Annotated in this window: 6 protein-coding genes; all 6 read right to left on the bottom strand. The window is 42.7% G+C overall.

The genetic code is table 11. The features are described from left to right. Positions 1-43: 43 nt before the first annotated feature. Positions 44-916 (bottom strand): PD40 domain-containing protein, encoded by an 873-nt coding sequence (locus tag RHEIN_RS16285; protein ID WP_008900077.1) that lies wholly within the window; start codon positions 914-916, stop codon positions 44-46. A 173-nt stretch (positions 917-1,089) separates the two neighbouring features. Next, complete coding sequence (locus RHEIN_RS16280) at positions 1,090-1,638, bottom strand: hypothetical protein (protein ID WP_008900076.1); 549 nt, start codon at positions 1,636-1,638, stop codon at positions 1,090-1,092. A 219-nt stretch (positions 1,639-1,857) separates the two neighbouring features. Continuing rightward, positions 1,858-2,220, bottom strand: a complete 363-nt coding sequence (locus RHEIN_RS16275) for a hypothetical protein (protein WP_139056487.1) — start codon at positions 2,218-2,220, stop codon at positions 1,858-1,860. Positions 2,221-2,316: 96 nt separating this feature from the next. Continuing rightward, complete coding sequence (locus RHEIN_RS16270) at positions 2,317-2,667, bottom strand: hypothetical protein (RefSeq protein WP_008900074.1); 351 nt, start codon at positions 2,665-2,667, stop codon at positions 2,317-2,319. A 75-nt stretch (positions 2,668-2,742) separates the two neighbouring features. Continuing rightward, positions 2,743-3,114, bottom strand: coding sequence for a nuclear transport factor 2 family protein (locus RHEIN_RS16265; protein ID WP_008900073.1), 372 nt, complete (start codon positions 3,112-3,114; stop codon positions 2,743-2,745). A gap of 55 nt (positions 3,115-3,169) precedes the next feature. Further along, positions 3,170-3,559, bottom strand: a complete 390-nt coding sequence (locus RHEIN_RS16260) for a hypothetical protein (RefSeq protein WP_050801210.1) — start codon at positions 3,557-3,559, stop codon at positions 3,170-3,172. Between the last annotated feature and the right edge of the window lie 177 nt (positions 3,560-3,736).

Genomic DNA, 3,736 nt, shown 5'->3' with positions numbered 1-3,736 from the left:
AAAGCCGCGACAGCGCGCGGCCTATCCTTATTTGTTATATGCTTTACTGCTTGGGTCTGAGAGTTTCAATAAATTGTGCGTCTACCCAGAAAATGTCTACTTTTTCATGGTTGCCTGGAGCCATATTTCGATTGAAAAAAAGATATTTACCATCCGATGTTACGCTGGCCATTGCTTCCCAGCCTTCGGTATTAATTTTGTCGCCTAAATTAATGGGTTTCCCCCATGTATCATCTTGCTGTCGATAGCTGATATAAAGATCTGAGTCGCCATAACCTCCTTCTCTTTTACTGTCAAATATCAGATAAGATTCATCTGCGGCTATGAAGGGATGAAAACTTTTTCCACTATTGATATCTTTCCCCAGCAGCTTGGGTTCTTCATATTTTCCATCCACTAGCCGTGAATAGCGAATTGATCCAGTGAAATCCTTTTTGAACTCGTCAAAAAAATAGGTTCCTTTTGAAGACGCTGTAAGGCGCATGATAGGCAATGTATCGAAAGGAGCACCCAGTTTTTTCACTTCAGACCAGCCAGTCTCGGTACGCTCCTTGTAGCGCTTACCCAAATGCATGGTTTTACCATCTGGCGCGATTAAGGGGGTTCCCACTCTTGGCGAAAAAACTGATTCATGCCACTGATTATTGGTATTTATAAAAACAACCATTTCTTGCTTTTCGCTGTCCTTGCTATCTCGAATGAAATAAAACTCATTGAGCTCAGGCGTAAACACCCCACTAACTTCCCAACCTTCAGTGGAAACAATGCCAGGTGCAAAAATTTCTGGCGTTGAACCGGGTGGCTTTTGCCCAAGGTAAGGGCCTGTTAACACTGGAGATCCGTTTTCTGCATAATTTTCGCCAACGACAACTAAAGCTGAAAACACCAGAGCCGCTGACATATAAATACGCTTCATAATATATCCTTATTAAAATGCCAACCTATAGGAGCAAGACTTCACCCCAATTGCTACATTGGCCGGTGAATTATAAGTACCAGAGGCGCGGGGTAAGACCTAACCCCGTTGGCGTCGACACCGTCCGTTATGGGCGATTAACATTTGCTTGTTATATTGTAACCGAGCGCGGTTCATAGGCTTAAATATCGTTTTTCTTTGAAGTAATTTACAATATCTTCCAACCGAACTCGTTTTACTTCTTGAGGACCGCTATAACTATTGCAGCTCTGAACTTCGACTAGAGAATATATCTCTTGAGGTACAGATCGAATAGTACTTAAAATATGTTCTAAATCAACGTAGTTACGATTCTTATCTTTATAATTCACGTTTTCAAGACGCCATACAGATTGCGCGATAAATGACGGCTCATAGCTTCCGTCATTTCTTAATCGAAGAAAAACAATGTAGTCATTAAAAATCTCGGAGATAGGGATGGAATCGGTAGTTAGTTTCCAGTGAATTCCAATTTTTACAGAATCAGTCTTACCTTTGAGTAGCTGCCTGATATTAACTTCTGTATAACCGGTACTTTGTTCTAATCGCTGAACACTCTTCAGCTCAACCAAAGCGATTACCTCTGAATATTCAATCAGCTCTTTCCATCCGACGCTGCTGGGCTTAGCAAATAAATTAAACGAAACTGCCAACAAAAATAGAAACACCGTCAATAACTTCATGCTACATCCTGAATGTGATTAACAACATAACGCCGCAAGCAGCGGCGAGAAACAACCTTTAGGGTCAAGTCTTGCCCTGTGCCCCGTCAAATCAGAACCAAACAAAAATGTTCATAAAATCAAAAAATGATAGAAAAACATCACCAATTCATTCACAACTAATGATGTCCCCAAACCATAAAACAACGGGGCATGGGGCAAGACCTGACCCTCGTAAGCCTACCACGACGCATAGCGCACCATAACGACTGGTTTACCTACTGCAATCGCCCAGTAACGCCCTTCACCACCTTGAACGGAACCATATTCTGCGGCTAGAACCTTATAACCAGCAAACAAAGCCTCCATAGAAACGTCAATAAGTGCGCATGCATCATGGTCACCTTGCAGGTCCCAGTTCAATGACTCACTGGCAATAATCCGTGCTGATACCGGAAGTTGTTGTCCCGTTGCACGCTCAAAGTCACCAGCAGAGAATTCATGTTCACCATTCACTCGCCAGAAAATGAGTGCCGCAAGCAGAAGCGCTAAAACCATCAAAATACCTGGTGATGCGAGCATGAATTTAGCTAATGTCTTCACTTTAACGCCCAAATTTAGCGCGGAAAGCCGCGTAGCGGGTTGACGTCGCAGCCAGCGCTTTTTGCTGGTGATAAAATGTCATTGTTAGCATTGAATTCAATCGATGTTTAACATGGGAAGTAACATGGTTTGTTGTAATTCCATAAACTTACTTTTTGTATATGGCCCAAAAACAAATTCTGCTGCGTCAGCATATTGATGATCTTTGCTCTTATCAATGTAATAAAAACCGCAAGAATCCTCAGGGCATGCGTACAAAGAGATGTACTTTTCATTGACTTGGATTTCTCTCGGGTTTTCTATCCGCCGGATGTATGCGCCATCTCCCAAGCTGTAGCCAAGGCCCTGTTCCCCATCAATCCAGTAAACCTCGTACGGTCCATCACTCCATGAAGGCCAAAGACTGAAAATGATTATGCAAGATACTAAAATAACAAAATATTTCACGAAGCACCTTAACCTGCTAACGCCGCCATAAGCCGCGCAACGGTAGGAGCGTATTTAATGGCCTTGTTAGGATTACTACTCAAATGCTTTACATAAGGTGCCCTGATGGAAAATCATTTGCCACCTCCCATTTATCAGAGACCATATTGAACATCGTAATGAGTAAATTGCGGTTGTCTCACCACCTTTTACCATTACAGCTTTATAAAGTAACTGGGCACAATTTGGCGCTAAATGTCTCAATTCATATTCAGATGCACTGATCTTAGGAGGCAATTCTGATGGCAGACGCTCAAGAGCTTCTTTTTTTCCAAATCGAACTCCAGAACCACCAATTTCAGTGAACTCATCCGCAATTAGTTCATCCAATTCGCCGTATGAAGCTCTGGCCTCAGCCTTAAATAAATGCTCTTCTAATTCGATGAGCTTCGCCTTTAAATTTTCCACAAAATCTCCAAGTAACCCTAACGCCCAGCGCTGGCTGTCGCTCTGCCGCTGCTTGTTAGTGTGTACGTAGCTCCGGGCACATTTCACGAAGTTGCGCACTTGCCAATTGCACCATACTCTTGTTGAAGAGTTGAGCATAGCTTTTGGCCCGCGCTCTAAGTGCTTCATCGTTAACGCAGTACTGCGAATCAGCTCCAACCCAAAGCATCTTCCATTTAGTATTTTTAAACATACATGAAGTAAATGGAATATCGAAGCCTGGGCGAGAAGGGCCAATTCCATCCGCTACTGCGATGAAGTAAACATTATTCTCTTTAAACGCCTTTTCAGCCAGACTAGCTGCAAATTCTGGTCTGTATTTATCTTTTTGCGATTCAAAAGAGCAATCAGCAAAAGCCTTTCCAAAAAATATACATAGTAGCGCCAATATCAGTATTTTTTTCATACTTACACTAACGCCCAAATTTAGCGCGGAAAGCCGCGCAGCGGGTTGACGTCGCAGCCAGCGCTGTTTGCTGGCGATAATATTTGTTTGTTAGCGTCTGTACTCGCAAAGACGCGCAACCTCATCTTGTGTTTCTTGTGAAAACAGTGCCAATTGCTCATCGGTTAAAAAAATCCA

The organism is Rheinheimera sp. A13L (assembly GCF_000217935.1).
Classification (GTDB): domain Bacteria; phylum Pseudomonadota; class Gammaproteobacteria; order Enterobacterales; family Alteromonadaceae; genus Pararheinheimera.
Note: the sequence above shows the minus strand (reverse complement) of the source record. Positions and strands in the feature narration are given on the sequence as shown.